Here is a 26,225-nt window from a genome sequence, read left to right as displayed (position 1 = left end):
TACCGGGGTACTATAACATGCTAGAACTCATAAAACATTTTAATCAAAATGGATGCATTAACCTATATAATTGGAGGAGTAGCACTGGCCGTTGGATTTGCAGTGGGTAAGCTACTTTCCGCCAAGGATACGCAAAAGAAAGTAGAAGAAGCAGAGGCACAGGCCAAAAAGATCCTCGCAGATGCCCAGACCAATGCCGAGAACCTGAAGAAAGAAAGAATGCTGGAAGCCAAAGAGAAATTTGTACAGCTGAAAGCGGAACACGACAAGGAAGTGCTGGAAAAGAACAGGAAGATCAATGATTCAGAGAGCAGGATCCGCCAGAAAGAGCAAACCATCAACCAGAAAGTAGAGCAGGCAGAGAAACAGATAAAAGAGAACGACGCCATCAAGGATAATCTCAATCGGCAGATAGAGGTGGTGAACCTGAAAAGAACAGAACTGGAGAAACACCAGGAAGAACATATCCGCCGTCTTGAAAAGATTGCCGGCCTCACCGCCGAAGAAGCCAAGGCTCAGCTGGTGGAAAGCCTCAAGCAGGAAGCCAATACGCAGGCCCTGGCCATTCAGCAGGAGATCATCGACGATGCCAAGCAGAAAGCCAACAAGGAAGCCCGCAAGATCATCATCCAATCCATTCAACGTACTGCTGCTGAACAGGCCATCGAAAACTCCATCACTGTTTTCAACCTGGAAAGCGATGAAATAAAAGGACAGATCATCGGCCGCGAAGGACGTAATATCCGCGCAATCGAAGCCGCTACCGGTGTTGACCTGATCGTAGATGATACCCCCGAAGCCATCATCCTCTCCTCTTTCGATCCTCTCCGCAGGGAGATCGCCCGTCTCAGCTTGCAAAGGCTGGTGGCCGACGGCCGTATCCACCCCGCCCGTATCGAGGAAGTAGTGGAGAAAACCCGCCGTCAGATCGAAGAGCAGGTAATGGAGATCGGGGAGCGTACTGTAATTGAACTGGGTATCCACGGACTTCACAAGGAACTGGTAAGGATCGTTGGTAAGATGCGTTTCCGCTCTTCCTACGGCCAGAACCTGCTGATGCACAGCCGTGAAGTAGCCAACCTCTGTGGTATCATGGCTGCCGAACTGGGCCTCAACCCCAAACTTGCCAAACGTGCCGGCCTCCTGCACGATATCGGTAAAGTACCTGACGAAGAAACAGAACTGAGCCACGCCCTCCTCGGAGCCAAGCTGGCTGAGAAATACGGGGAAAACCCTGCCGTAGTGAATGCCATCGGCGCACACCACGACGAAATGGAAATGGCTTATGTGATCGCACCGATCGTTCAGGCCTGTGACGCCATCAGCGGCGCAAGACCAGGCGCCCGCCGCGAGATCATGCAGCAATACCTGCAGCGTATCAAGGAGCTGGAAGCACTTGCCATGGCCTACCAGGGCGTTGAGAAAGCATACGCTATCCAGGCCGGCCGCGAACTGCGCGTGATCGTTGAAGCAGAGAAGGTGACAGATGCTGATTCCGACAGGCTCTCTTTTGAGATCGCCCAGAAGATCATGACTGAAATGACCTATCCCGGACAGATCAAAGTAACCGTTATCCGCGAAAAGAGAGCGGTGAACGTAGCTAAGTAAAAAAGAAATTTAAATAATAATTATCATAACAACGGGTTGATTCAGAGGGTGAAATGAAGGTGAGTACCGATGTGGTGCGAACCAATTCAGGAGAAAAAACAGAAAAAGAGTTAGATATCTGGCGAATTACGGTTTTTCTCATTACCTTTGCCTCCCTTAAATTTAGAAGTCATGAACGCAGCAGTTCAATATGTGCACGAACAGTTGACCGGAACGAAAGAATTCCCGAAATTCAAAGCAGGTGATAATATCACTGTTAATTATAAGATCATTGAAGGTGGTAAAGAGCGTATCCAGAGCTTCCGCGGCGATGTTATCAAACGCCAGGGAACTGCTCAGACCGCAACTTTCACTGTTCGTAAGATCTCCGATGGTGTAGGTGTGGAAAGGACTTTCCCGATCTACTCACCAAACATTGATTCCATCGAACTGAACAAGACTGGTCGTGTTCGTCGTGCTAAACTGTACTTCCTGCGCGAACGTAGCGGTAAGAGTGCGAGGATCAAGGAAAAACGCGTTCTCACTGGTGCTGCAGCGAAAGCAAAGGCTGCGAAGGCATAGAATTCACGTTAATTCAGCTTATTTTAAATATGGGGAGTCTGCCGGAGGCAGGCTCTTTTTTTGTGCCTGTGCTTGCCGGCGCGGCTGATTAAGGAAAGAGTGCGTTGGAAAACAAAGAAGGCTATCCTGCGTTACAACAAAGGAAGAAAGCGCAGAAAGATCACACAGAAGATTAAAATGTCACACAATCGCTTGCATTCGTTAACCGGATGTAAAAAACCCAGATTGCAGGCAACCACGTATATAATTTGGAAGTCTATTCTTCGTTTTGCTTACCTAAAAGGTGTAATTTCGTATTTCAAACCAATTAAATAGTTGATCATGTTATTAAATGCCAATTTGTTGCTGATTTCAATGCCGGGTGGTACTGAGTGGATCCTGATCATTCTTGCGGTATTGATCCTGTTTGGCGGTCGTAAAATTCCTGAGTTCATGCGCGGTATCGGTAAAGGTATCCGTGAATTCAACGATGCTAAAAACAACGTGAAGAAAGAGATCGAGGAAGGCATGCAGGAAAAAGATAAGAAAGCCACCTCTGCTCAATAATTTCTGACCGACACTCCTATTTTCCGGTTGATCCTTTAACCGTTTTGTGCGCTCAAAACCGGTGGTTTCGCTTGTTTACGTATACTTCGATACAACAATATCATATTGATCTGCTGAATGGTTCTGTCACTTGTACAGATACTGTTCAGCATTTTTTAGCGGCTATAGCATCACGCAGCAACCTCAATGCCTATACGCAGGTGTTCGCCACTGAGGCCCTGGAAAAAGCCAAAGCACTTGACCAGTCCCGTAAGGACGGTAAGCCCCTGGGCAAACTCCACGGCGTGGTGATCTCCATTAAAGATGTGATCAGTTACAAGGACCACGCGGTATCCGCAGGCTCAAAGATCCTTCAGAACTTCTCTGCCATTTACAATGCCACCGCAGTGGAACGCCTCCTGGCCGAAGACGCCATTATCATAGGGGTGACCAATTGCGATGAGTTTGCCATGGGTTCCACCAATGAGAACTCAGCCTACGGCAAAGTACTGAACGCGCTGGATGAAACCCGGGTACCCGGCGGCTCCTCCGGCGGCGCAGCCGTATCCGTACAGGCAGGCCTCTGCATGGTGAGCCTCGGCAGTGATACCGGCGGATCAGTAAGGCAACCGGCAGACTTCTGCGGTGTGGTAGGCCTCAAGCCCAGCTATGGCCGGGTTTCCCGCTATGGTCTCATCGCCTATGCCTCCAGCTTCGACCAGATCGGAATCTTCGGACAGAATGTTCCGGACGTGGCCCAGGTGCTGGAAGTGATCGCAGGAGCCGATGAATATGACTCCACCGCTACAGAAGAGACAGTCCCTGCTGCCGCTTCAGTGACCACTGAAGCCGGCAAACCCTTACGCATCGCGTATTTCAGGGAAGCCCTGGAAAGCCCTGCCCTTGACCCCGAGATCAGGGAGAATATCCTCGGGCTCATTGAGAAACTGAAGGCAGACGGGCATACAGTAAGCCCGGTCGACTTCGAGTACCTCGACTATATCGTTCCCGCCTATTATGTGCTCACCACCGCCGAGGCCAGCTCAAACCTGAGCCGTTTTGATGGGGTGAAGTACGGTTTCAGGGCCGATGTGGATAAAAAAGCAGATTTAATCGAATTTTATAAGGCCAGTCGCTCTGACGGTTTTGGCTGGGAAGTAAAGCGTAGAATCATGCTGGGAACCTTCGTGCTCTCCGCGGGATACTACGATGCGTACTTTACGAAGGCCCAGCAGGTACGTCAACTATTGGTCAATAAAACGAACATGGTATTCAACCAGTTCGACGCCCTCATTCTTCCCACCGCCCCCTCCACCGCCTTCAAAATAGGCGAGAAAATGGAGGACCCCATCGCTATGTACCTGGCTGACATTTTTACAGTTTTTTCCAATCTCACCGGTATTCCAGGTATCTCAATCCCGCTTTTTTGGCACAGTAATGGTATGCCTTATGGGTTGCAGATTATGACGAACCGATTCTGCGAGTTATCTTTGCTGCAGTTATCCCATCAGTGGATGCAGCGGTACAGATTCGCCGGTCAACATGAAAAGCCTTAACGCTCGACCCCCGGAGTTCTCTGCACCGATTTTTTTTCCTCCAATCCTAATGAATTACTGCATTCTCTATCCTATTTGAAACATCATCTTTAACTCTTGAATCCATACCTGTAAGGGTCGCATTTCTGTGCTCAAAAAAATGATGATGAAAAGAAAACTAGTATTCGCCAGTTTACTGTGTCTGGTATGGTTTACAATGGCTTCTACAACAGGCGCCACTAAGAAACCGCGTTCCAATCACTTTGTATTGGAAACAAACCTGCTCCTTCCCGGAAAGGCTGATTCCACCGCTCCCAAATCAGGCGGTTTCAGCAGCCTCTATACCGAAGAAGATGCAAATGCCACTGCAGCTGAAGTAAGGCTGAATCCCCGGGCAATGAAGTTCGTGGAGGATTATATGGACAAGCATGGTGAAGACCTGCTGGAAATGAAGGATTGGGGCCGCCCCTATTTCAATATGATGGATGGTATCCTCAGCCGTTACGGCCTCCCTCAGGAGCTCAAATACCTGGCGGTGATTGAATCCAAGCTCAAACGCACGGCCGTTTCCTGGGCCGGGGCAGTAGGTCCCTGGCAGTTCATGCCCGGCACCGCGCGCCTCCTGGGACTGAAAGTGGGCCACGGTAAAGACGAACGTACAGACTTCTATAAAAGCACCCATGCAGCCGCTAAATACCTGAGAGACCTCTACACAGAGTTCGGCGACTGGCTCCTGGTAATTGCAGCCTATAACGGAGGACCTGGTAATGTATATTCGGCTATCAAGAAGAGCGGAAGCCGTAATTTCTGGGATCTCCAGTATTACCTGCCCGCTGAAAGCCGTACGCACGTTAAGAAATTCATTGGTACCCATTACGTGTTCGAAGGTCAGGGCGGCATTACCACGCTCACCAAACAGGAAGCCAGGGAACAGATCGGGGTTACCGCTACTTACCTGCTCAACCGCAAACTGAGTAATGAAGAGCTGACCGAGGCAAAGAGCCTGCAGGTTTCCGGTAAGTACCATTCAAGCTGCATCGCCAAACATGTGTCTATGGATATCACTACCTTCAACAGGTACAATCCGGAGTTCGATAAGAAGATGGCGAGCGCCGACAACCAGTACGAATTGAAACTGCCTGCCGATAAGATGGAGTTGTTCATGTCCAACAAGTACGCGATCCTGAACGAGTCGGTACAGTTGTTCCTGAGCGGTTCCACTGTATCCAACCAGGTGAAATAAATAATTAAGAAGAATAATTCAGTCTAAGGGTGTGCCGCAAGGTGCACCCTTTTTTATTGGGGGGATTGTCCGGGATCTTTTTTGTTCCAGCGGGCTTCCACCTCACGGAAGGATTCGCGCTGGTGCTCGCCGAAAACCTGCCTGATGCCTGCAGCCTTAAGCAGGCTTTCTTCATATTCATGTTCCGGATCGCTGTAAAAAGTGATCCCCCCTCCTGCCAGCCAGCTGATATATTCAGTGGTTTCGTTGTAGAGGATACTTCTGATCACTACATTGAAATCGAAATCTGCATCCGGGGTGATATATCCTACTGCGCCGGAGAAGATGCCACGCCTGACGGCTTCGTATTGTTCTATCAGTTCAAGCACTCTTCGTTTAGGCGCGCCCGTCATAGAGCCCATGGGAAAAGTGGCTTTGATGGCATCGATCCAGCTGAGGTCTGAACGGAGGGTGCCGCTGATGGTTGAGATCATCTGATGCACCTGGGGGAAACTGTAGATGCCGAAAAGCTCATCAACCTTTACGCTGCCTTCTTCACATACCATTGCCAGGTCGTTGCGGACCAGGTCTACCACCATTACATTTTCAGCGCGGTCTTTGGCGCTGTTCTGTAACTGCAGTTTCCTTTCGGCATCCTGTAATTCGTCAAATCTGTTGCGGGCCAGGGTGCCTTTGATAGGCTGGCTCAGCAGGTGCTTGCCTTCTTTACGGAGATATCTTTCAGGGCTTGCGCACATCAGGTATTTATCATCACACCTGTAGTAAGCGGCATATGGATTGGGGGAGGCAGCACAAAGTTCTTCAAACAATCTCAGGGGAATGATTTTTACATTTTCACCATAGAACTGCTGGCAGAAGTTTATCTCGTAGCAGTCGCCCCTGAGAATATGCTGTTTCAGTTTTTGAATGATGCTGATATATTCAGGCCGGGAAAAGCGCTGCCATGACTGAAATTGATGCTGAATACCCGACCAGGCCGCAAAAGGCTGATTTGTGAGCTGGTCCAGTATTTGCGCATGATCATCTCCGTAAGTACCGATTTGTATGGTATCCTTTCCAAGCAGGATCACAATTTCCGGCACAAAAAAGCATAGATCGGCAAAACCGATGGGATCGGGATGATTTGAGGAGAGGGGGAACAGTTCATTTTTGAGATCATAGCCCAGGTGACCGAAAAGCCAGTCACGGTGTTCAGCATGCAATTGCTGCAATTGCTCAAAAGCGTTACCTGCATTGCATTCCAGGCGATGGAGAGCGCCTGCGCCAAGGATGCATTCATATGATTGATGCTGGCCCTGGTATTCATGATTATCCAAAAAACAACAAATGTCGAACCGGCTGTAAGTCCAGTTCAACATTTGTGCTTTTGTTTGCTGAAAATCGGTTATTGAAAAAGAAGTGAACCTTCTTTTAGAAGTCATCGTCGTCATCGTCGAATCCGCCTCTGTCGTTGAAGAGATCCATGTCTTTGAATTCATCGTCCAGTCCGAGATCGTCATCGTCCTTGGCCGATTTCTTGCCGCCGCCACTGCTGCCGCCGCTGGATTTCTTCGTCTTCGATTTAGGAAGATCGAATTCTTCGAAGTCCGGATCCCAGTCTTCGTCTTCTTCCACCTTATCCCAATCGTCTACTTCGTCCCCATCATCATCACTATCGTCATCGTCTCCGTCTTCATCGTCGTCAGAGGACTTCTTTTTAGATGCTGTTGCTTTACCGCCAGCTTTCTTGCCGGCTTTGGGCGTAGTTTCCAGCTCATCATCTTCAAGATCATCATCCTCATCATCATCCTCGCTCTTTTTGGGTTTGGAGGATTCTTTCTTAGGAAGTTCCTTAGAAGACTTTGGTGCAGGGTTTCCGCCAGTCTTTTTTTCCTTGTCAGATTTTGCTGCCATTGTCTGGTAAGATTGAGTTGTAAAATTCCGCGAAGTTTTTAATTCGCCAAACTTTTTTTGAAAAAATTTTCCGGAAAAAACACCAGGGATCTCTCCGCCCGAGTGCATGTATTTACTGTTAAGATACACATGCTATTCAAACAAAAAAATACCGGCAAAAATAATATTTAACTACTATTTTATTAGTGGGATACCTGATCGGCTGATCATTAAAACCCTGATAAGATTATGTGCTATGAAACTACTGAATTTCTATCAATTGATCACGTCCGGGACCATTTGAAATCCAGGCAACTTTAACTCCAAGATAGTCATTGATAAAAGTCACGTAGTCCTTCATCACCACCGGCAGGGCCGCAGCTGATTGGAGGGCCGTGATATCGGTTTTCCAGCCTTTAAAGCTCTTGTATTCCGGTTCAATGGCCATGCGGGTCATCTGGAATGGAACGGCTTTAACCAGTTTATCATTGATCTTATATGCGGTACATACTTTTAACTCATCAAAAGGATCAAGTACGTCGGCCTTGGTCATCACCAGTTTGGTTACGCCGTTCACCATACAGGCAAAGTTGAGGGCAACCAGGTCAATCCAGCCACAACGGCGTGGGCGACCGGTTGTGGCGCCGAATTCACTGCCGATACGGCGGAGTTCCTCGCCTGTTTCATCGTGCAGTTCAGTTGGGAAAGGACCGCTGCCTACGCGTGTACAGTACGCTTTGGTAACACCGATCACGTCCCTGATCTTCTGTGGAGCAACTCCCAGACCGGTACAAACACCGGCGGAAATGGTGTTGGAAGAAGTTACAAAGGGGAAGGTTCCGAAATCCACGTCCAGCATGCTACCCTGGGCGCCTTCAGCCAGTACGCTCTTTCCTTCTTTCAGCTTCTCGTTGATGAAGTATTCTCCATTCACGATCTTGAAAGTTTTCAGGAATTCGATGGCTTCAAACCATTCTTCTTCCCAGGCAGTGATGTCTTCGTGGAAGTTCAGGCTGGTCAGCAGTTTTTCATGCTTGAGACGGAGCCTGATGTATTGAGTGGTAAAAGATTTATCCAGCATATCTCCAACGCGGAGACCGTTACGGCCGGTTTTATCCATATAGGCAGGTCCGATACCCTTGAGGGTAGAACCGATCTTGTCGTTTCCTTTAGCGATCTCAGAGGCCTTATCCAACGCCCTGTGTGTAGGGAGGATCAGGTGGGTCCTTTCGGAGATGTACAGGTTCTTGCGGAAGTCAACGCCGAATTCTGCCACCTTATCGCATTCTTTTTTGAAGATCACCGGATCAAGCACAACGCCGTTGCCGATGAGGTTGAGGGTATTTTCATGGAAGATGCCGGAAGGGATCTGGTGCAGTACTACTTTTTTGTCGTTCACATACAGTGTGTGCCCTGCATTTGGCCCACCCTGGAAACGTGCAATGATATCATACTGCGGAGCGAAATAGTCTACGATCTTACCTTTTCCTTCATCACCCCATTGAAGGCCTAATAATACATCAACCATAACAGAATTTGTGTGTGTTTAGCTTCCCGGAACAATTTCCGGAAAACGGGGGCAAAAATAGGCGAATGGTATAAAAGACGAAAATAAAAAAGAGGCTGACCTAAAAGATCAGCCTCTTTTCTTTTTAGCAGTGGCCATCACTCGCGGGGATGCGAGTGACTTCTATTCCGTTGCCTCCGGCGGCACCGGGTTCGCCGGAGCCGGACAAATATGGGGCACTCGCGGGGATGCGGGCGAAGGCTCCCCGATATATAAGCTTTTCCGCTGATCTATTGGCCCTCCGTCTGCGGCCTGGGCATTTTATCGAATACGTCGTCCGTGGGCCGGTCTTTCGGCAGTTCATTCAGCCTGCCATATCTCCTCATATCCACCCAGCGGTGGCCCTCAAAGTACAGGGAGAACCTCCTTTGGCGAAGATTTTCCGTGATCAGCGCCTCTTTGGAAACAGCACCTGCGTACGGTGTCAGATTGTGCTCGCCCCTGATCCTGTTGATGGCTGTAATGGCATCCGGTAACTGCTCCAGCTGGGCCTTTGCCTCTGCATAGATCAGGATCAGCTCTTCCTGCCTGATGATGGGCATCGGCGCCAGGTTGGAGGTATACACCCAAACATCCCGGTTACTGGTGAGCTCATCAAAGGAAGCCGCCTCAGTCCGCAGGGTAGCCTTACCGATCCGGTCATCTCCCGGCGTGATATCTGCCACGTACGAAGGATGCGCCAGCCTCACCTCACCCGTATTGTTCTGAGGGAAGAATGCCAGGTTGGTCTGGTCATTGGGCCCCGTTGAATAAACATGGTAGAAACCGTCGGTGAGATCATCGTTCAGGCCAAAGAAGGATTCATTCAGCGCCGTGAGCGCAGGTCCCCATTGTTTTCTGTACACGGCCACGCGGGCAGCCAGGGCCCTGTTGAACCTGAGCAGCCCTGCTGCAGTTACCGCAGAACCGTTCTTTGCCAGCGCAAAACCATCGGAAAGCGTGAAGAGGATCTCGGATCCGGTGAGATCCGTTTTTCCTTCATCCAGCAGGTTGGCGATGGCCGTCAGGGATTCGTCGTACCCCAGGAAGGGCCCGGGATTATTGGGATCCGCCACTTCAATCCTCACACCATTGGTGTAAGTGAGGTTCAGATTGAGCAGCAGCTCATATGCCTTGATGGTTTTTGCAAAGCCGGCATATCCCTTTTTCTGTTCGGCCGTGATGGAGGTGGAATTGGCAGCGCCCTGAATGAGCAGGTTGCAATTCTTCACTACCCTGTAACGGCTGTTCCAGGAATTGGTGAGATAGAAAGTATTGTTATTAGGCTGGGCATTGTCCTTACCCAGCAGGTCGCCCGTATAACGCGGCTCGGAGCCTGCAAAACGGTACATTTCACGACCGATCATACCGGTAGCGTCGAGATAGAAATCAAGGTTGTTCCGCATACCGGATTCGGTTCCCACCACCAGGTTGTTCAATTCAAAGCGGGTAGGATTCTTGATCAGGTCATCGGCGCTCGGGCCGTTCAAACTACCGATCTCCTTCTTGCAACTGGTGAACAAACCCGCCACCAGCAGACCGGAAGAGAGAAATATGATGAATGTTTTTTTCATAATACTCATTTTTTTCGTTTAGAAATCTACTGCAATGTGGAAGGTTGCACGTTTTGATGCAGGGAAAGGCATTACATCCACGTTGGTGGAAAAGCCTGTTCCGAAGTTGGACACTTCAGGATCGTATCCCCTGTACTTTGTAGCAGTGAGGATATTATTGGCAGACACACCAATGCGCAATCCTTTGATCCAGGATGTGGGTGGCTTGCTGAAGTTATAATACAGCGCCACTTCACGGAGACGGAGATAGCTGGCATCCTGTACAAACACATCTGCATAACCAGCGCCAAACCTGGCCAGCCGGGCAGGTCCCTTGGTGAGGTTGTCCTTATCGGGTTCATCATAATCATGAGAAGTGCGGCCGAGATCGGTGAGCAGTTCGCTGAGGTTCACGTTATCGCCTCCATTTTTCCAGTGCAATAAAAAGCGGAAAGTGAAATTTTTCAGGAAGCTGATTTCGTTCCAGAAATTCATCTGGAAGTCGGGCTCTGAATTACCCACAATTACAGTAGGGCCATCGCCTGTTGTTCCTACGATCTGCGTGGCTGAGGCGCCTTCTTCAATTTTGAAAGTACCCAGTGTAGGTCCGAATACGCCGAGCTCAACAGGATCGATCAGCAGTTTGGTAACCCTTGAACGGTTGAACCAGAAATTGGCAGTGGTATTCCATCTGAAGGTTTTGTTGTTTACAGGTTGTGCATTCAGGCTTATTTCCATACCGCGGTTGCGGAGGTTACCTGCATTCACAAATTCAAATGTATACCCGGAAGAACCGGCAACAGGGCGTTGCAGCAGGAAGTCCGTGATCTTTTTTTCATACATGGTGAATTCCAGGTTGAGCTTTCCGCCGAGCATGCTCACATCAAAACCGCCTTCCAGTTCCGAAGTTCTTTCAGGTGCGATATCCGTACGTCCCCGGAGTGTAGCAGGCAGCAAGCCTGTATTTCCATCGATGTTGAAAATGCTCATCAGCGTGAATTTACTTCCGAAGGCAGGGAAGTTTCCCGCCTGCCCGTAAGCAGCGCGGATCTTGAGGTTATCGAAAACACTGCTCCTGAAGAAGTCCATCCTTGTGAGGTTCCAGCTCACCCCTGCTTTGGGATAGAGATAGAATTTACCGGGATCGCCGTTGTTGGAAGAACGGTCGAATCGGATACCACCGGTAAGCGTGATGGCATCCATAAGTGTAGCTTCTTCCTGGATGAAGATGCCATTGTCCTGGAATTTATTCCTGAGTTGTGTGGCAGTGAGGGCGCTGGACTGATCTACGTTTGGTTGTCCGGCAACCAGCTTGGTAGCCACATTCAGGATATTATCGAAATCCCCGTTCTCCTGCGTAATACCGGCGGAGGAAGTGAGGTTGAAATTATCGTTTGGTGTAAAGTTGTTCACCAGCGAGAGGATCACGTTATAATTGAGGCTCTTGGCGAAACCCTGCACTGATGTACCCTGTGCCGTCTGCTGGAACTGCAGGGCATTGGGGAAGAGCGCATTGGTTTTAAGGTTATAAAAATCAAAACCGCCACGGGCAATGAAACGGGTGGTTGATGCAGATGATTTCTGGAAGATGGCATCCAGGTTGATACCGGTCATGAAGCGGTTGACCTGTTCAGCATTACTCATCAGGTCTCTTGTCTGCAGGGGGTTGGAAGCGCTGAAACGGTTATTCGGATAACCAAGCTCGGTAGGATGCAGTTCTGCGAAGCTGGGTGTGGTGGAGAGAGCCACACCAAAGCTCACCGAGTTGTTATCGTTATTGGTGAGACCGCGGTCTGCATATGAATTGATATAGGTAGATGATACGCCTACTTTGATATTATCGGTAATGCGATGATCTACGTTCACGCGTAATGTTTTGTTGGTGTAACCGGTCCTTTTGATGATGCCTTCTTCATCTTTCAGGCCGCCTGAAATGAAGAAGCTGGTCTTTTCATTACCTCCAACAAGGCTGAGAATAGTATTACGTGTGAGACCTGTTTCGCCATACATTTCCTTTTCATAATCGTAGAGCTTGCCTGCATCGCGTGCTGCGATGAATTCAGCTTTACGGGCAGCGCGTGCAGCGGGATCGTTACCACCAAGTGCTTCGGCTCTTTCTTCAGTCCAGGTTCTTGTTCCTAACAGTTTTCTTGCTTTCACAAAACCGAGGTCCTGTGAAAGGGTCACTTTTGTTTTTCCTGATTTACCGCGTTTGGTAGTGATGATAACCACACCTGCGGCGGCTTTGGAGCCATAGATAGCAGCGGCGGAGGCGCCTTTCAGGATCTCGATGTTCTCGATATCTTCTGCGCGGATATCAGCCACGCGGCTGGAAGGGTTATCCTGGTTGGAGGCGGAGCCGCCACGTGCAGCAGCGGTGACGGTATTCAGACCTGCGGGAGTGGATGTATTATCAATGAACACGCCATCCACCACAAACAGTGGTTGAGTATTTCCGAAAACGGAGGTAACGCCACGGAGCTTTACAGAGATGCCACCACCGGGTGCACCGGAGTTGGCATTGATGAGTGCGCCGGGCACTTTACCATTCAATGCGGCATCGAATGTTTGTGCAGGTGCGGTACCTGTGAGGTCTTTGCTTGAGATAGTGGCAACGGCATTGGCGAGGTTCCTTCTTTTTACGCTGGTAGCCAGACCGGTAACCACCACTTCATCCAGTCTTCCCACATCTTCCGCCATGCGGATGGAGATGGGAGTTCCTGATATGGCCTGAATGGTTTGTGTTTTGAAACCTACTGAAGTGAATTCCAGCGTGGCGCCGGCGGAAGGAATGGTGAGTGTAAATCTTCCGGATACATCAGTGGATGTACCTACGTTAGAGTTCTTAACCCTGACAGATACGCCCTGTAAAGGATTGTTGCTTGCATCCGTTACGGTACCCGAAACGCTGACCTGAGCCAATAGCAGCGTTGGCAGTGCCAAACAGATGATGGCAAGCACTGCGTGTTTGAGCAGATGTCTCATGTTGGTGTAACTTTTGTTTTTTAATGTGTTTTAAAAAAGGATCCACATGCAGGCATAGAAAGCCCTGCCTGAGGTGAATACGCACAGGTATACGGAAAGGGGTTTGCGAGATGGGGGTCTGAGAAAAGAGAGAAAGCGCTAAGTCTAACAGGAGTCTATCGCATGTAAAGGTCTCATGTGGAAAGGTTTTTTTTGGATGATCGAATGTGTTTTAAAAGGATCTCACAGTCAGACAAGAAAACGGAGCGTGATGCTGCACTGTAGATTTTAGTTACTGAACCGACTGAATTAGCGTATGAGTAGCTAATATATTAAAAAAGAGAAGAAGGGCAAAAGAATGCATGCATTCAACTGACGCGGTTTCCCGCATATAAAACTTCAGCGTTGCCGCCATAAAAAAGCCCCGGCTCAAAAGAGCCAGGGCAGCAGTAATAGTGCTTAGGGGGTTAAACTATTGACCTTCAGTGAGGGGTCTGGGCATGCGTTCAAAAACATCGTCGGCGGCACGGTCTTTCGGCAAAGTATTCAGTTTGTTATAGCGCCGGGCATCCACCCATCTGTGACCTTCAAAGAGCAGGGAGAACCTTCTCTGGAAGAGCACTTCATCTATGAGTGCGGTTTTATTGAGATCTCCGGAGTAAGCAACACCTCCATGTGCAGTACGGATGCGGTCGATGGCATCTGCAGCATCATCAAATTCATCCAGGTTGGCTTTTGCTTCTGCATAGAGCAGGATCAGCTCTTCCTGGCGGATGATGGACATAGGTGAAGTGTTTGTAGTGAACACCCACATATTGTATGAACTGGAGAGACCATCGGAAGTCTGTGCATCACGGAGATACACTTTATTCTTACGGTCATCATTGGGATTGTAATTATTGAGATCAGTGATGTACGAGGGATGTGCCATCCTTAATTCACCGGTACTGACGGTATCCGAGAAATTAGGATTGGTTTGATCGTTGGGGCCGGTGGAGAATGTGTGGTAGAACCCGTGATTGAGATTACCATCGATATCAAAAAAGGATTCATCCAGCGCATCCAGCACAGCAGCCCAGTTTTTTCTGTAAGCTTCTACACGGGCAGCAATGGCGCGGTTGAAATTCAAAATCCCTCCGCCATTATTATCAAAACCCGGAGACATGTTGAACGCCAATTCAGCTCCTGTCAGTTCAGTTTTACCTTCATCCAGCAATTTGGCGATCTCGGTAAGTGACTGTTCGTAATTGAGGAATGGTCCGATATTACCGGGGTCTGCCACATCTACCCTAACACCATTGTTTTCAGTCAGGTTCAGGTTCATCAGCAGTTGATAGGCTTTGATGGTTTTGGCAAAACCGATATATCCTTTTTTCTGGTTGGCGCTGATAAAAGTGCTGTTGTTGGCACCGGAGATGATGATATTACAGTTCTTCACAACCCGGTAACGTGCATTCCATGGGTTGGCAATGTAGAATGCGCTGTTATCGAGGCCAAGGGCGTCTTTTCCCAGCAGTTCGGTAGTGAACCTGGGATCAGCCGCAGAAAACCGGTACATCTCGCGTCCCAATACACTAACGGCATCGAGATAAGTGGCAATCTGGTTTCTCATACCTGCTTCAGACCCCACCACCAGGTTATTGAGCTCAAAGCGCGTTGGGTTGGCGGAAATTTCGTCCACGCTGGCGCCATTGAGGCTGCCGATCTCCTTTTTACAGGAAGAAAGGGAGCCGGTCAACAGCATTCCGGCAGACATGAATATGATGAATGATCTTTTCATTTTAATCTCTTTTTTATCGTTTAGAAATCAACTGTGAGGTGGAAAGTAGCACGTTTGGACGCAGGGAATGGAGCAACATCCACGTTGGTAGAGAAGCCGGTTCCGAAGTTGGATACTTCCGGATCATAGCCACTGTACTTTGTGAAGGTGAAGAAATTGTTGGCAGACACTCCAATGCGCAGACCTCTGATCACAGATGTTGGCAGTTTGGAGAAGGTATAATAAACTGCTACCTCACGGATACGTACATAACTGGCGTCCTGCACATAGGCATCAGCATATCTTGCACCGTTCCTGGCAAGACGTGCAGCACCTTTGCCAATACCTTCCTTGTTGGGTTCATCATAATCAGCAGTAATACCTGCCCCGTCGCTCAACAGCTGGCTGAGGTTCACGTTATCACCACCTTTTTTCCAATGCATGAGGAAGCGGAGACTGAAATTCTTTTTGAAAGAGAATTCATTCCAGAAGTTCATCTGGAAATCAGGCTCAGTGTCACCTACTTTTTCGATGACAGTGTTTGATCCCATTCTGCCGATGATCTGGGTAACAGGTTTACCTTCTTCGATCCTGAAGGAACCATAGTTGATACCGAATGCTCCTATTACTACGGATGGAATGGAGAGCCTTGTAACTTCTGAACGGTTGAACCAGTAGTTAACGGTTGAGCTCCATTTGAAATCCCTGGTTGAAACAGGTTGTGTATTCAGACTCAATTCCACGCCGCGGTTGCGGATATCACCGGCATTCAGCCATTCAGTGGAATAACCGCTGGAACCAGCTAAGGGACGTAACAGGAGGAAGTCGTTGATCTTCTTTTGATATGCGGTCATCTCCAGGTTCACTTTACCACCAAATAAGCTTACGTCTATACCGGCTTCCAGTTCGGATGTTCTTTCAGCACCAATATCCGGCCTTCCGCGTTGTGTGGAAGGAAGCAGACCAGTATTGCCACCGATATTGAAAATGCTCATCAGTGTGAACCTGCTTCCGGATGCAGGAAAGTTACCTGCCTGGCCAAAAGCAGCACGGATCTTCAGGTTATCCAGGAAGCTGGCATTCACCAGGTTCATCCTGGTCAGGTTGAAGCTCATACCTGCTTTAGGATAGATGTAGAACTTCTCGAAATCGCCATTATTGGAAGAGCGGTCGAAACGCACACCACCGGTGAGGGTAATGGCATCCATGATGGTAGCTTCTTCCTGGATATAAAGACCATTGTCCTGCCATTTGTCACGCACCTGCAATACAGTGAGCGCGCTTGACTGGTTTACATTGGTTTGACCAGCCACCAACCTTGTAGCCACATTCAGAACACTGTTGTAGTCCCTGTTCTCCTGTGTCATTCCGATAGAAGAGGCCAGGTTGAAATTATCGGATGGTGTATAATTGTTCACCAGGGACAAAATGAAGTTGTGGTTCAGGTTCCTGGCAGTACCCTGCGCTGAAGTACCTTGCGCCACTGCCTGGAATTGCAGCTCACCGGGGAAATGCGCCAGGGAAGCCTGGGTGTAGTAATCAAATCCTCCTCTGGCGATGAACCTGGTTACAGATGCATCTGATTTCTGAAGAATGGCTTCCAGGTTGATACCTGTCATGAAGCGGTTAACAGTTTCATTGTTAGACATCACATCCCTGGTATGCAACATATTTGATGAAACATACCTGTTAATTGGATAAATGCCCAGTTCATTCGGGTGCAGCTCTGTAAAATTGGGTGTGTTCAACAATCCCACGCCGTGCGTAACGGAGTTATTATCATTATTGGTCAGACCGCGGTCTGATGTTGTATTGAGATAAGTGGAGGAAACCCCTACTTTGATATTGTCTGTGATACGGTGGTCAACATTGAGACGAATGCTCTTACTGCCGTATCCTGTTCTTTTGATAATTCCCTGTTCATCTTTAAGGCCTGCGGAAATATAAAAGCTGGTCTTATCATTTCCGCCTACGAGGCTCACCATGGTATTACGGGTGAGCCCGGTTTCGCCATAGAGCTCTTTCTCGTAATCATAGATCTTACCGGCATCGCGTGCGGCAATATATTCAGCTCTTCTTGCTGCGCGCGCCGCTGCATTAGCGGGAACATCGCGTCCACCAAGGGATGCAGCTCTTTCTTCATTCCATTCCCGTTGACCGAGAAGCTTGGAGGCTTTAAGGAATCCGATGTCCTGGGCAAAGCTCAACCTGGTTTTTCCTGATTTACCGCGTTTGGTAGTGATGATCACTACACCTGCGGCAGCTTTGGAACCATAAATAGCAGCTGCAGAAGCTCCTTTGAGGATCTCGAGGTTCTCGATGTCTTCTGCACGGAGATCTGCCACGCGGCTGGAGGCATTGTCCTGTGACCCGGTTACGCCACCGCCTGTGCTTGCATTGGTAACGGCATTCAGACCAGTGGAAATACTGGAGTTATCCATAAAAACACCATCCACTACAAACAGTGGTTGGGTATTACCAAATACAGAAGTAACACCACGCAGTTTTACAGAAACACCACCACCGGGCGCACCGGAGTTGGCATTGATCAATGCACCTGGTACCTTACCGTTTAGTGCTGCGTCCAGCGTTTGTGCGGGAGCGGTACCTGCAAGGTCTTTACTGGAAATACTTACAACGGCATTTGCCAGGTTTCTTCTTTTAACACTGGTGGCAAGACCGGTAACTACTACTTCATCCAGTCTGCCTACATCTTCTGACATGGTAATGTTGACAGGACCGTTTCCACTGGCCTGGATGTTTTGAGTTTTGAATCCAACGGAAGAGAATTCAAGGGTGGCGCCAACTTTAGGAACGGAGATGGTGAATTTTCCGTTAGCATCGGTAGCGGTTCCAATACTTGTGTTCCTGACTTTAACGGATACGCCTTGCAGCGGATTGCTTTTGGCATCCGTTACAGTACCGGTTACGTTCACCTGTGCCAACAGCACTGCCGGTAACGCAACACAAAGGATAACAAGCACTGCTTGTCTGAGCAGATGTCTCATGTTCGTGTACTTTTTGTTTTGATTTTGAAAATAGATCCCTGTTCAGGCATAGCAGTAATGCCTGAGCGAACAGTTCTGTGAATAGTAGTTATAGTTCAGTAGTAATTCTGGGCGTGAGGATTTATCAGAACAGGTATGGTTTAGCAGTTCTCATACAGTAACAGTTTTGGTTGATCGAATATGTTTTAAATTCGTCTTGGTCCTGGTTTTAAAATGCAGGGCTAAGGTATATATAAAGACAAGCCCACCAAAAGAATCGACTGTTACTCATGTATCGAATTCAGCAGGTCAGATAGAAAAAACGGCGCCTCGATTTTGAAGCGCCATTTTTCGCAGTAATTGCGGAAGAAATCAGAGAATTATCAGAAAGTTTTTCTGTTACAAAGCGTCTGTATCGTACCTGTCAACGGTTTCGATGCCTGGTAATCTTTTCAGCCTGTCCACCAGCTCTTCAAGTTCTTCCTTATCGTGTACATATACCCGTACGTTACCGTGGAAGAGGCCTTCCTTGGCTTCGATGGTCATGGCGGCGATATTGATCTTCAATTCACCGGAGATGAGGTTGGTGATCTTATGGATCACGCCTACGTCGTCAAGACCAACGATCTTGAGACCGGTGAGGAAGGAGATCTCTTTGTTCTTCGCCCATTTTGTTTTTACGATACGGTGTCCGTAATTGCTGAGCAGCTTGGTGGCATTGGGGCAGTTGGTACGGTGAATGGTGAGGCCTTTACCGGTGGTTACAAAACCGAATACGTCGTCACCGGGAATGGGCTTGCAGCAATTGGCGAGCGTGTACACGATCTTGTCACTGCTTTCGCCGAAGATGATGAGCTCGGTTTCCTTACTTGGTTTGGTATTGGCATGTTCCTGTTTTTGTTCAACAGGTTTAACGGGCTTGGGCGGCTCGAGTTTATCGCCCAGTACCTGGAACTCTTTCAGTTCCTTCAGATCTATCTGTTTGATGGAGATCTGATAGTATAAATCAAGTGGAGAGGGCAGTTTGTAGAAGACGGTGAGCACATCAGCGTTGTGCTGATTGAATGCCGCGCCCATATTCTCCAGTTTTCGTTGAAGCGTGTACTTGCCTTCGTCGGCTACTTTTCTTTTTTCTTCTTTCAGTGCATCCTTGACCTTGCTCCTGGCTTTGGCGGTAACCACTATGTTCAGCCAGTCTTCATTGGGTTTCTGTTTGGCGGAAGTGATGATCTCCACCTGGTCTCCGCTGCGCAGCTTGTGGCTGATGGGGACCAGTTTGTGGTTCACTTTCGCGCCGATACACTGTGATCCCACCATACTGTGGATAGCGAATGCAAAGTCAAGTGCCGTGGAATTGACGGGCAGCATTTTCACATCCCCTTTCGGTGTGTATACATATATTTCTTCGGCCAGGAAACTGGTCTTGAAATCCTGGAGGAAGTCGATACTGTCATTGTCTTTATCATTGAGCACTTCGCGGATCTGCTGGAACCATTTGTCGAAGCGACTTTCGTCGGTTGCTCCTTCTTTGTATTTCCAGTGGGCGGCGAGGCCTTTCTCCGCGATCTCGTTCATACGTTTGGTGCGGATCTGCACTTCCACCCATTTACCCTGGGGTCCCATCACAGTGGTGTGGAGGGCTTCATAACCGTTGGATTTGGGATTGGAAAGCCAGTCCCTGAGTCTTTCGGGGGCGGGAGTATATTCATCGGTAATGAAGGAGTATACTTTCCAGCAGGCTTCTTTTTCTGTTTCCTGGGGAACATTGAGGATCACGCGGATGGCGAAGAGGTCGTATACTTCTTCAAACTCCACGGCCTTTTTCTTCATCTTATTCCAGATGGAATGTATGCTTTTGGGCCGGCCATAGAGTTCGAACTCGAAGTTGGTCTGCTCCAGCTTCTGGTTGATCGGCTTGATGAATTCATTGATATAGCGGGAGCGTTCGCGTTTTGTTTCGGCAAGCTTGCGGGCGATCTCTTTGTACTCAACGGGCTCCAGGTATTTCATACTCAGGTCTTCCATTTCCGTTTTGATATTGTAGAGGCCCATGCGGTGTGCGAGGGGCGCGTACACGTAAACGGTTTCGGAGGCGATCTTGAGTTGTTTTTCGCGTTTCATACTATCGAGGGTACGCATATTGTGCAGCCTGTCCGATAGTTTGATGAGGATCACGCGGGGATCATCGGTGAGGGTGAGCAGGATCTTTTTGAAGTTCTCTGCCTGCTGGGAGGCGTTAACGTCTATGACGTTGGAGATCTTGGTGAGCCCGTCCACGATTCGGGCGATCTCGCTGCCGAATTCGCGTTCTATGTCTTCGAGGGAGATATCGGTATCTTCCACGGTATCGTGCAGGAGGGCGCAGATGGTGGAGCGGACGCCGAGGCCTATCTCTTCCACGCAGATGCGGGCCACTGCCAGCGGGTGGAGGATATAGGGCTCACCGCTTTTGCGGCGCATGGTCTTATGTGCTTCTGCGGCCATTTCAAAGGCGGTGCGCAGTAATTCTTTATCACCGGGTTTGAGTTTGGGCTTAAGGGCTCTGAGCAAGGCACGGTATTCCCTAAGGATCAGCTTCTTCTCCTGTTCGTCATTGAGGTTGTACTTCGGTATCGCTGCTGTTTCTGCCATAACGTACGAATTTACGAATAATAGGGCGTTTTTCCAGATATGGGTCAAATCCCCTACATTTGCTGTCCCTGAAACGGTTATGAGGAGATTTGAAGTGGAATTTAGGGAATTTTTCCGCACGTGGCGTAATTGGTAGCCGCGCCAGACTTAGGATCTGGTGGAGCGATCCGTGGGGGTTCGAGTCCCTCCGTGCGGACTTTTTGATGGACGAAGGGACTTTGAATAAAAGTCCCTTTTTTTATTGGGTAAAAGTGCGTGTAGGTGAAAGTGTTACGAAGGTTAATTGATTTCCCGAAGAATGTCAATTGAAACTATCCGACACTTGAGTCATCAAATAAACCAAAATATCTTTATAGCTTGATCAGTTACAACGATAAATGCTTTGAATTGGCTATTGCTGCCGTTGCTGCACTGAACTACCAATGATAAGATTTGACTACTATTTCTTTCTTGATACTGTCAACCTGAATTAAACTTGCTTCAAAACTAGCACCATCCAACAAACTTGTACCCGGTTGATCAACTTGATGTTGTAGCAACTCATGTTGATTGACAAACTTCTTTAATGTACGATACATATCAACATGCTTACTGGTATCTAAGCGCTCAAAATGAAATAAATTCTTATTCGCAATAGATGTAAAATAATAATTGCTGTTCATGTAATCATATAAACCATACTCCTCGGACACCCTACCTTCTGCATAAACCTTCATAAGCAAGCACTTTGCCTCATTCTCAAAACTGATTTTATGAAAGATACCTTCATACAAATCTTTATTGACCTTGTTTGTGTCCCTCACAGGTAAATTATACGCCCTGGAAAAGTAATTATTACGTATTACACTATACGAATTAATCATTTTACTGGAAGTATTGCATTTAAAACCTAACGCAACAATTAAGATGATTGATAACCGATAAAATTTCATTTTCATAATTTAACGCGATTTACTTTCGGAAATCATTTCAAATTTTTTTCATCATATCCAGGAACAGCATTACCATTTAAAGGAATTTGAACGAAAAATTTCTGATATGCAGTCAGATGGGCGAATTAAATTATGCGCTTTTTATTTAAGTGCTAACGCATGATACCAATAAAAGAACGCCTCTGGGTTTGATTTCTTAAGTTTCTGAATTTTAGGAGATACAGAATGATCCACTAGAAGGTCCCTCACCTGCTCTGGGCCGGTGTATTGCTGCCAAACTTCATGACTATTTCTAATCAGCTGAATTAGATATGCTGTTTTTGCTGCCGCAACAATGGCATGATCAAGCGAATAAGTACGCAAGATGAAATTAATCAACCTCTTATTGCCTTCCAGCAGCCATATAAATTTTTCGTCTTTTTCATCTCTGTTTGTGATGAGCAGGCAGGTATCGAAACTATCCTTTAGCGTGTCTTGCCATGTTATATCAAGTCCCCTGTTAGCTATTTCAGTTGTTGCTGTCAATACGTAAGACTCACGCACATTGCTGAGGTCGTTCAAATGTTGAAACAGGAATCCCAGATCGAATAATTGTTTCATGATCTCAGTGTGACGCTTTTTAGTGTATAAGATTCCAATAGTATTGGGAGCAAAAGCAGTAAGCTTATCACCCATTAGAGAAGACATATCCGGCATTAGTACCAAAGACGGTTGGTCCTGAGTAGCAAGCCAGGGATGGCTGATTGGATGCCCCTGAACAAACGCATAAGTTGCCTTTGCAAAAAGAACGTCTAACAGCACATATTCTTCTGCACCTTCCTCTACTGCACTGTTGTAATAAAGTTTGTAATGACCAATGGGAGCCTTTGTTGTACTCGTTCGTTGATTATCATCTTGCCATCTCGTAAATTCTCCATTTTCAACGATCTTGTTCAGAACGGGAGGAATTTCCTGCGGTGCACACTCACTGATAATATCTATGTCAATGGAATAACGCTGCGGATTGGAACCGGCATGTAATAATAGAGATGTTCCACCCTTGAATACGATCGGAAGTCGCATAAGCGTCAACTGCTCAAGTAATCCAAAGGCACGAATTACTTTTTCCATCAATTTGGGGTCTGTCGCCTTATCAATTGATCCTGTTTTTTCAATAATCCATTCTTTTGTGTAAGAAACTTTGTCAATCATTCTTCGGAATATTTTTATATAAGTTTTCTACCTCCTGCCTGCGGTTTCTTCTACCTGCATAACGAAGTAAACTACTCTCGTTAATATTGTATCTTCTCTGGGCGTTTTCATATATGCCCCCAAGCTCACTTTGTTGAGCATTGTACAGGTCATGTTCCGCTACAAGGTCAACCAGTAGCTTTTCAAGCCGGGGTATAGTAGCATTCGATCCTTTATTCAAAGGTGCCTGGCTGATCATTTGCTTAATAATAATAGGTCTTACGACAACCTGTATGTAGTATTCCCGAGTTTTTAAATCCGGTTCATAAAAAACGTTTTTACCTTGCTCAACTAACAGGCTGAAAACGGATAAGGCAGCATCCTTTTCCACTTCCAGTATGATCATTGTTTTTAGTACCTGATGAACCATCAGATCGTTGAACCAAGCTGTATCTGAAATACATTGCTCCGCATATGGAAAGGCTGATTTTACAACATCCATGAGTTTGATTAGATCGTCAGAAATTGGAGGAGCAAAATCCTTCTTCTTATTCAACCTATATACCCCTCTGGCGGCATTGGTTATAATACCTTTATCCTTAAGAGCAAATATGCGCCAAGCAATACTACTATCCGCCTGGTCGGGTAGCATTCTACGGAGCATAGCCCACAGCTCACTTCTGCTAAAAGTATCTCTGTCTTTAAAATGTCCCTGCACAACAGCCATCCATTCTTCCATTATCTACTTTTCGTCAAATCTAAACTTTTTTGACAACAATTAGCCAACAATGCTACTACTTTTTGTCAAATTTCTCATTTTTTGACAATTACCAGGCAAATATAAAAGAGTGGGTACTCTACAATTGAATATCATAGGGGTTCGCTTAAATTCCCTCTGTGCGGACACGAAAAGGGTGCCAAAATAATTTGACACCCTTTTTTCATAGCTATACCTGGTTTATTGGAAAACGACTCAACTCAGACATAATTCATGGCTATACTTTTTTATGTACTTGTTTATTTTCTTTTTCTTCTAACCAGGATAACTGTTCCGGTCAGCAACATCAATCCCGGAATAACATAGATGAAGCCATACCATATAACTTTCGCAAGGTTCTTTCCGATAATAAGGCGAATATCCTGATGATTGATATATGTTTCATACACCGGATACCTGTTATACACCAGCCAGCTGTAGATACCCAGTGCAATACCGCCTCCATAACCATAGTTCATGGACATGAAATCAGCATCCCCCAGTACCACTATCCTTTGCTCTTTCCCATTCAGCATGCGGGTGAGCCGTACTCCCAATACATATTCATCCTTCTGAACATCACCTGCATCAAACTGTGGCTTTGCGGAATCGGCCACGTACAGTCCGTTCTCCACCCACATCCCTTTATTGCCGGCAACCTGGATAATCGGTTCCACTCTGAAACCCAGTGTATCTCTGAAACTGATGTAACAGCTTCCCGCAAATGTGCCGTTTACGAAAGGAATGCCTGATTGTTGTGACATTTGCATCAAAGGCTCCCGCGACATATACAAGCTATTTTTATTCAGGCCGGCAACAAACACATCACTAGCATAATGCAAACGAGGCATTACCAGTCTTCCATTTTCCAGCTGGATACCAATTGCCATCAGCATTGAATTGAGCACATGCTGCTTTCCAGGCTCTGCGTAGAAAAGCGTGTTGCCTCCCTGCTCAATATGCTGTTGAATCCTGTTTCTTTCCGCTATCTCCAGATCCGATTTAGGATCGGCCACCACCAGCAGGTCTGTTCCATCTGGAATTTCATGTTGAAGAATTGAAATTGTATCCGCATCCAGGCCCAGATTGATCATGGCTTTTTTATTTTCCTGCTGGTTCGTATGTCCTCCATATTCTCTTTCCCCATTCCTCCATGGGCTTCTTTCATAATGCCCGGTAGTAAACAGCACCCGGGGCATGCCGTTCCCTGACACTCTTCTGATACTTGCTGCCACATTTGACTGAGATGGCCATACCGGTGAATCATAGGTCCTCAGGAAACTCTTTTTTCCTTTGTATTCAAATTCCATCAACAGCCTCCAGGTGTCTTCTTTCCTCAGGTCAGTGATGGTATTTATTTCTCCCGGCTTCCTGAAATCAGCAGTATCAACCTGTAATAACCTGGCGAACTGTGCAGCCATCTGGTGGATAGTCTTGCCAGGGATCGATTTAAATAAACTGCTGTCGCCTTTTTTGATATCGTAATAGTATTCATACTTCAACCTTATATTCGGATAGAATCGGACAAACGGGTCCCAGAAGCCCCACACGTAGCCGTTCCTGGCTACCGGCAACCCATCGGCCGCTCCCCTGTTGAGCAGGTTGGTATACAATGTAACAGTGAGTGGCGAACCATCAAGTTCTTTGAGCACTGACTGCATAGCAGTATCGATAGTATTTAATTTATTCTTTGTCACATCCAGGTATCCTACATACCCGGGTCTGGAACTGAAATAACCGGTCATCAACACTACAACTATCAATGCCAGATACCTTGAAAAAGCGACAGTCCATTTCTTTGATTCCTGTTTGCTTTTCAGGTTGATCATTGCCAGTCCCAGAAAAAGGATCACTACGAGTATAAAATAAAATACGTCCCTCGTGGTAATGAGTCCTGCAATCATGCTTTCCGTTCTGCCAGACAAAGACAGGAACCAGGTAAGATCCCTTACAAAATCAAATTCCTGGTAGAACCCGCCTACCATACTGATGAGCAGGAAGGCAACGAATGTAGCAATGCCTGCCACAATCTGGTAACTGGTAAGGCAGGAGATGAAAAGGCCGATGGCCATGTAAGTACTGGAAAGACAGAAAAAGCCCAGCAGCATGGAGCCATACCATATCAATTCTGCATGCCGGATACTGAGGTATCCTGTAAAAAACAACAAAGCAATGGCTGATAATAAAACAAGATTGAATGCTGTCAGTCCTAAAAACTTACCCAGCACTATTTCCCGGATGCTAACCGGCGAAGAACTCAGCAGCTTCATGGTGCCGGCATTCACTTCCCTGTTGATTGTACCCATGGTGATCAGGGGAATGAACAGGTAGAGATAATCGGACATTTTAGTGATGGACACCATGAATAAGTTCAGGGTCAGAGGGCCAGTAAAACCAATCCAGGCGGGATTATTCGCAATCTGAAGTTCCTGCATCCTGGCAAGATCCTTCAGCGGGTCCAGGAATTGAATGCCCGTGATCACGAAAAATACTACCAGTACGATCCAGGCAACAGGCGAAAAGAACAGGGTCCTGCACTCGGCCCTGGCGATTTTAATAATTATTTTCATTCTGAACTTTAT

General features: G+C 47.3%; 17 protein-coding genes and 1 tRNA gene. 6 read left to right on the top strand and 12 right to left on the bottom strand.

Annotation, left to right across the window (positions count from 1 at the left end):
- Positions 1-48: 48 nt before the first annotated feature.
- From rny to ACTHMC_RS09410, 5 genes are all read left to right on the top strand, one after another.
- Entirely contained in the window at positions 49-1,608 is a 1,560-nt protein-coding gene (rny, locus tag ACTHMC_RS09430; RefSeq protein WP_440412821.1) for a ribonuclease Y, read from the top strand.
- A 171-nt stretch (positions 1,609-1,779) separates the two neighbouring features.
- Complete coding sequence (rplS, locus tag ACTHMC_RS09425; protein WP_440412820.1) at positions 1,780-2,169, top strand: 50S ribosomal protein L19; 390 nt, start codon at positions 1,780-1,782, stop codon at positions 2,167-2,169.
- 321 nt (positions 2,170-2,490) lie between these two features.
- Complete coding sequence (locus ACTHMC_RS09420; protein ID WP_440412819.1) at positions 2,491-2,715, top strand: Sec-independent protein translocase subunit TatA/TatB; 225 nt, start codon at positions 2,491-2,493, stop codon at positions 2,713-2,715.
- A 71-nt stretch (positions 2,716-2,786) separates the two neighbouring features.
- Entirely contained in the window at positions 2,787-4,250 is a 1,464-nt protein-coding gene (gene gatA, locus ACTHMC_RS09415; RefSeq protein ID WP_440412818.1) for an Asp-tRNA(Asn)/Glu-tRNA(Gln) amidotransferase subunit GatA, read from the top strand.
- Between the two features lie 145 nt (positions 4,251-4,395).
- Positions 4,396-5,472, top strand: coding sequence for a lytic transglycosylase domain-containing protein (locus tag ACTHMC_RS09410; protein ID WP_440412816.1), 1,077 nt, complete (start codon positions 4,396-4,398; stop codon positions 5,470-5,472).
- A 53-nt stretch (positions 5,473-5,525) separates the two neighbouring features.
- Here ACTHMC_RS09410 and ACTHMC_RS09405 read toward each other — a convergent pair whose 3' ends face one another.
- The 8 genes from ACTHMC_RS09405 to ACTHMC_RS09370 form a co-directional block, all read right to left on the bottom strand.
- Positions 5,526-6,788, bottom strand: a complete 1,263-nt coding sequence (locus tag ACTHMC_RS09405; protein ID WP_440412815.1) for an anthranilate synthase component I family protein — start codon at positions 6,786-6,788, stop codon at positions 5,526-5,528.
- Positions 6,789-6,882: 94 nt separating this feature from the next.
- Positions 6,883-7,473, bottom strand: coding sequence for a hypothetical protein (locus ACTHMC_RS09400; protein ID WP_440412813.1), 591 nt, complete (start codon positions 7,471-7,473; stop codon positions 6,883-6,885).
- Between the two features lie 133 nt (positions 7,474-7,606).
- Complete coding sequence (locus ACTHMC_RS09395) at positions 7,607-8,872, bottom strand: adenylosuccinate synthase (protein ID WP_440412811.1); 1,266 nt, start codon at positions 8,870-8,872, stop codon at positions 7,607-7,609.
- Positions 8,873-9,141: 269 nt separating this feature from the next.
- Entirely contained in the window at positions 9,142-10,464 is a 1,323-nt protein-coding gene (locus ACTHMC_RS09390; RefSeq protein ID WP_440412809.1) for a RagB/SusD family nutrient uptake outer membrane protein, read from the bottom strand.
- Between the two features lie 18 nt (positions 10,465-10,482).
- Positions 10,483-13,428 carry a SusC/RagA family TonB-linked outer membrane protein gene (locus ACTHMC_RS09385; RefSeq protein ID WP_440412808.1) on the bottom strand — a complete coding sequence of 982 codons (2,946 nt, stop codon included), beginning with the start codon at positions 13,426-13,428 and terminating at the stop codon, positions 10,483-10,485.
- Positions 13,429-13,879: 451 nt separating this feature from the next.
- A complete protein-coding gene (locus tag ACTHMC_RS09380; RefSeq protein WP_440412807.1) occupies positions 13,880-15,187 on the bottom strand; it encodes a RagB/SusD family nutrient uptake outer membrane protein in 1,308 nt (435 codons plus the stop codon).
- A 20-nt stretch (positions 15,188-15,207) separates the two neighbouring features.
- Entirely contained in the window at positions 15,208-18,174 is a 2,967-nt protein-coding gene (locus tag ACTHMC_RS09375; protein ID WP_440412805.1) for a SusC/RagA family TonB-linked outer membrane protein, read from the bottom strand.
- 378 nt (positions 18,175-18,552) lie between these two features.
- Complete coding sequence (locus tag ACTHMC_RS09370; RefSeq protein WP_440412803.1) at positions 18,553-20,784, bottom strand: RelA/SpoT family protein; 2,232 nt, start codon at positions 20,782-20,784, stop codon at positions 18,553-18,555.
- 114 nt (positions 20,785-20,898) lie between these two features.
- Here ACTHMC_RS09370 and ACTHMC_RS09365 point away from each other — a divergent pair.
- A tRNA-Leu gene (locus tag ACTHMC_RS09365) sits at positions 20,899-20,980 on the top strand.
- Between the two features lie 220 nt (positions 20,981-21,200).
- Here the strand turns inward: ACTHMC_RS09365 and ACTHMC_RS09360 are convergent.
- The 4 genes from ACTHMC_RS09360 to ACTHMC_RS09345 form a co-directional block, all read right to left on the bottom strand.
- The gene (locus ACTHMC_RS09360; RefSeq protein ID WP_440412801.1) at positions 21,201-21,722 is read right to left on the bottom strand and encodes a hypothetical protein; all 522 of its coding nucleotides are present in this window, start codon (positions 21,720-21,722) and stop codon (positions 21,201-21,203) included.
- Between the two features lie 135 nt (positions 21,723-21,857).
- Positions 21,858-22,907 (bottom strand): nucleotidyl transferase AbiEii/AbiGii toxin family protein, encoded by a 1,050-nt coding sequence (locus tag ACTHMC_RS09355; RefSeq protein ID WP_440412800.1) that lies wholly within the window; start codon positions 22,905-22,907, stop codon positions 21,858-21,860.
- On the bottom strand, positions 22,900-23,625 hold the full coding sequence (locus tag ACTHMC_RS09350) for a DUF6577 family protein (protein WP_440412798.1): 726 nt from the start codon (positions 23,623-23,625) through the stop codon (positions 22,900-22,902). Before ACTHMC_RS09350 ends, ACTHMC_RS09355 begins: the two co-directional genes overlap by 8 nt.
- 278 nt (positions 23,626-23,903) lie before the next feature.
- Positions 23,904-26,213 (bottom strand): Gldg family protein, encoded by a 2,310-nt coding sequence (locus ACTHMC_RS09345; protein WP_440412796.1) that lies wholly within the window; start codon positions 26,211-26,213, stop codon positions 23,904-23,906.
- Positions 26,214-26,225: the final 12 nt, after the last annotated feature.

This window comes from Pseudobacter sp., from assembly GCF_051955275.1.
Classification (GTDB): Bacteria; Bacteroidota; Bacteroidia; order Chitinophagales; family Chitinophagaceae; genus Pseudobacter.
Note: the sequence above shows the minus strand (reverse complement) of the source record. Positions and strands in the feature narration are given on the sequence as shown.